The sequence below is a fragment of the Oceanobacillus limi genome, assembly GCF_900111445.1.
Taxonomy (GTDB): domain Bacteria; phylum Bacillota; class Bacilli; order Bacillales; family Amphibacillaceae; genus Ornithinibacillus; species Ornithinibacillus limi.
Genome location: NZ_FOHE01000042.1, coordinates 1 through 3,749, shown reverse-complemented (window position 1 = coordinate 3,749; position 3,749 = coordinate 1). Strand labels below are relative to the sequence as shown.

Genomic DNA, 3,749 nt, shown 5'->3' with positions numbered 1-3,749 from the left:
GGGGGAGGGGAGGGTACTCATATCTCGATACAACTGCAGAATTGAGCCCATGCACCGGTTTCCCAATGAAAGTTATTTTGCGAAATTTTTGACCCGGGGGGTCTATTTATTTGTAACTATGCATTTCATCAAAGAAAGAAGGATGATAAACTATCTTGTTCGTTTTATCTCCTTCAACTTTACTTATTACTTTTACCGTCTGGTCATTTGTATGGGATAAATCTACACCACCAAACAAATAAAGCATTGCATATAGATAAGCTTGTAAACTATCATCACGTTCCATCTCCTTACCACCATTCATCGTCCCATTTCTTTTCCTTTTTACTTGCTTTGTAATTAAATCGTTCATGCCTTTTATTGTGGCAGTCCTTACACAATGTTCTAAGATTATCATCTTCTAATGCTAACTCAGGATGATCTTCCAGTTCTTTAATATGGTCAACTTCCAGTACTACCTCATTACCATTCTTATCTAAGCCACCTGCTACCGTTACAAATCCTTCTTCTTTACACCATTGGCATTCATAATTGTCACGCTTCTTTATGTCTTCTCTTTTTAACTTCCACTCTTTTGAGTTGTAGAAGTTTATTTGTTGTTCTTTTGTTTTGTATTCAGCGATATAGATCACCACCAAAATAAAAAGACACCTCGTTTGAGGTGTCAGTTCATTATATATTAGTATTTCCACCCATCATTTGTTCTAATTCTTTAAGCATTTTAGAGTTTTTCCTGCCTATCCGATGCGTGTATGTGTTTTTCTGTTTATTAGCTTTTTTAATAAAACCTCTTATAAATCTATATATTGGATGAAACTTAGAAACTTGTCTTATAGGGACAGAAAAATCCTTCAGATGACTATCATCTTGGGCTAAGCTGATAAAAGAATAATAAAGGTTATTAAAAAAGTCTTGTGATATCAAAAATGCCCCTGCGGGTTTTTTCTTATCTGAAATAGAATTTATCATTTCGTGGGAAATATCATCTTTACTTAATATTATCTCTGCTTCTGCTTCGCACTTACTTTCCAAGGACACAATAGGCTTTGATAGAAAATAATGTTTAACACCTCTATCATCCGTAATAAATAACAAGAATGTTTTTACAGCTACTCCATTACCAAAATTTTTAACTCTTACTCTTGCTTCAAAATGATCATCATCGTTACGAGATATTTTCTCTTGATAGTTAGTTACCAATATTCTTGGGGCATCATTTGCTAACAGACTTTTTTTAGCATATATAACCGCCCCAAGAGTTATCATCATTAGTAGTAAATTTATTCCAATATTTATATAATCATTAATTTCCAAATGTACTTTCAACTCCTCTCGATTCCCTAACTACTTCGACAAATAATAAAAATCTCCTGCAAAAATAAAGGGTTTTACATAATAATGTCGAATACAAAACAAACGGAGGTGAAGCAATGAATATTTTAAAGGCTATACTTGAACCAATTAAGAATCTAGCCATAACAATTATTGCTGCTATAATTGGTTTAGGTTTACTATACTTAGCATGGAGCATCTTCATTAATCAAGATGCATCAAAATTTTTCTAGTACCACCTTTTGGGTGGTTTGGCTTTTCATCTTCTTCTAATTGCCCCGCCTCGACCACGCTTATACGTATCTCGATTCATACCCATCAAATCATGCCAATCTATTCGTTCAGGCTTATGATTTTTATATTTAGATTTCATCTTTTCATGTTGTTGTTTACTTAGATGATCTTTTACTTTCATTTCAATCACCTCATATATTGAACGTCCCCACCAACGTTCCGTTATCCCAAAAACTTCTGCCCATAGAAAAAAAGGCACCTCTATTATTCATGAGTGCCTTCTTATAAACTTTCCTACGATACAATCATATCGTATTTATTTGTACATGCTCTGCTTTTTTTCTGCCATTTGTCTGCCATTTATCTTAATTTTATTATTTTGTTAATATTAAATTCTCATCAATTTTACTAGCAACTAAATATTCGGGGTTTTGAACTAAGACAAGTATAGAATTTCTTACATATTCTATTGCTAGTTCCAAAGCTGGTATCTTAACCTCATCATTTACCTTTATTTCTCTCTTACTACTAATTTTAGTGCTACCATGAACAATGGCAGACCTAAAAGAGTAAATAGCTTTAATATTCCTAAAAATTTCAAGTGGATGATGCTCAATTAGTGGAGATTTTTGTAGTAGAAAAGCTGCACGAAGAGCAAGTTTATGCGTGATTTCTCCTCTATCTCCATCACTTAATAAAGTTTCTAACGCAATTATTGCATCGATTACAGCATCTTCCTCATTCTTTCTTAAATAGCACTCTTTTAATCTGTATGTAGCGTGTTCTATCTTCCTATCATTCACATCTTGTAGCCCTTTGAAAACACTACTCACTTCTTCTACTGTTTCACTAGTTAACTTCTCAACAGGTTGAAGCCAACGATAATTTTCAAAGCCATATGGATACTCTCTAATTGAAGTACCTTTTAAAGGTATCAAATCAGAACTATAATTGTATGTCCACCCTTTAGGCAAGGCAATTAACTGACAGTAACCTGTTTTCAATCCACTTACTATTCTAATTGCATTGAAGTAATTATCAATTACTGGAAGAGGGTATGCTTCTGGTCTAGTATAAGTATTTCCATATTTATGATAATGATCATTCTCTGAATACAAATCTTTTATAACCAGAGAGTGTGTTGCGGAACTCAATAATGGTACAGGTACATGTCTCGAAAAATCTTTAATATCTAAACGCGACTTTTGCATTTGATCAGACATTTTTTCAATTGATAGGGCATCATTAATCTTAAATTTATCAAAATCAAAATCTATAAATAAAATAGGTATATGAATTTCTACAGGTAACTCATCCTCTATGAGTGCAAATTCAATTGGAAGATATATTTCCAAGAATAACTCTGGATCAAATTGATTTTCTTCACCAAACTCTAAAATATACCTTTCTATTAATTCTATTAAGATTCTTCTGATATTTGAATCTAAGAAATTAAATTCTCCTTCTGTTTTGAACCGTTTTATAAAATATTCAGTTTCACTTGCGTATTCATAATATTCCTGATATCCTTCACATTCTTCCAATTTTATTTCAGATTCTGAACCTCCAAACCTCATAAAGAATGAAGAATATGATATAGGCTTTCTGTCATCCCTAAATTCTTCACCTAAATCCGGAAATCCAGTTTGTGGAAATGTTGACAATTCAGGATATTTATATGGCTTAGGAAGGTATGTTCTTCCATTTTTAACATTTATCGCTTTTTTAATTCCATCAGATACAACCGTACACAATAAACTATAAAGTTGATTATCTCTAATAGTCATAATTTTTCCCCCATAGATTATATTAGTTATTCAATTACCCATATCTTATATTGTGTGTAACTAGCCGAAAGGCTAGACCCCCTATTACCACTAATTCTATCACAATCTACTAAAATGAGTTACACGTTAATTTAATATGTGTAACTAATAGGTTAGAGACAAACTAAAAAGCCCTCCAATGAATGGATAGGCTTATATTTTAAACTCTTTTATTGCTTTGTTCATGGCATCTTGGTCAATACCTATATACCTTAATGTGAAAGCTGGATCTGAGTGATTTAATATCTTTTGAAGCAATGCGACATCTCCTGTTTGCTTATATAGGTGATATCCAAATGTTTTTCTTAATGTGTGTGTTCCTATATTAACAAGATTAACATGCTTGGCTGCCTTCCT

6 protein-coding genes are annotated in these 3,749 nt (G+C 32.5%); all 6 read right to left on the bottom strand.

Annotated features, from left to right (window positions below):
* Window positions 1-106: 106 nt before the first annotated feature.
* On the bottom strand, window positions 107-286 hold the full coding sequence (locus BMX40_RS19790) for a hypothetical protein (RefSeq protein WP_139177974.1): 180 nt from the start codon (window positions 284-286) through the stop codon (window positions 107-109).
* 4 nt (window positions 287-290) lie between these two features.
* Window positions 291-635 (bottom strand): HNH endonuclease, encoded by a 345-nt coding sequence (locus tag BMX40_RS19785; protein WP_425287874.1) that lies wholly within the window; start codon window positions 633-635, stop codon window positions 291-293.
* A gap of 37 nt (window positions 636-672) precedes the next feature.
* Window positions 673-1,314 (bottom strand): hypothetical protein, encoded by a 642-nt coding sequence (locus tag BMX40_RS19780; protein ID WP_090873171.1) that lies wholly within the window; start codon window positions 1,312-1,314, stop codon window positions 673-675.
* 277 nt (window positions 1,315-1,591) lie between these two features.
* A complete protein-coding gene (locus BMX40_RS19775) occupies window positions 1,592-1,825 on the bottom strand; it encodes a hypothetical protein (RefSeq protein ID WP_090873169.1) in 234 nt (77 codons plus the stop codon).
* Between the two features lie 115 nt (window positions 1,826-1,940).
* A complete protein-coding gene (locus BMX40_RS19770; RefSeq protein WP_090873168.1) occupies window positions 1,941-3,353 on the bottom strand; it encodes a HEPN domain-containing protein in 1,413 nt (470 codons plus the stop codon).
* A gap of 192 nt (window positions 3,354-3,545) precedes the next feature.
* Window positions 3,546-3,749, bottom strand: a 204-nt coding sequence (locus BMX40_RS19765; RefSeq protein WP_170840873.1) for a tyrosine-type recombinase/integrase, incomplete at its 5' end; no start/stop codon positions are given.

Excerpts from the sequence above, each read along its gene's own strand:
- BMX40_RS19790 (WP_139177974.1), bottom strand. The coding sequence starts at position 286 with ATGGAACGTGATGATAGTTTACAAGCTTATCTATATGCAATGCTTTAT.
- BMX40_RS19770 (WP_090873168.1), bottom strand. The coding sequence starts at position 3,353 with ATGACTATTAGAGATAATCAACTTTATAGTTTATTGTGTACGGTTGTA.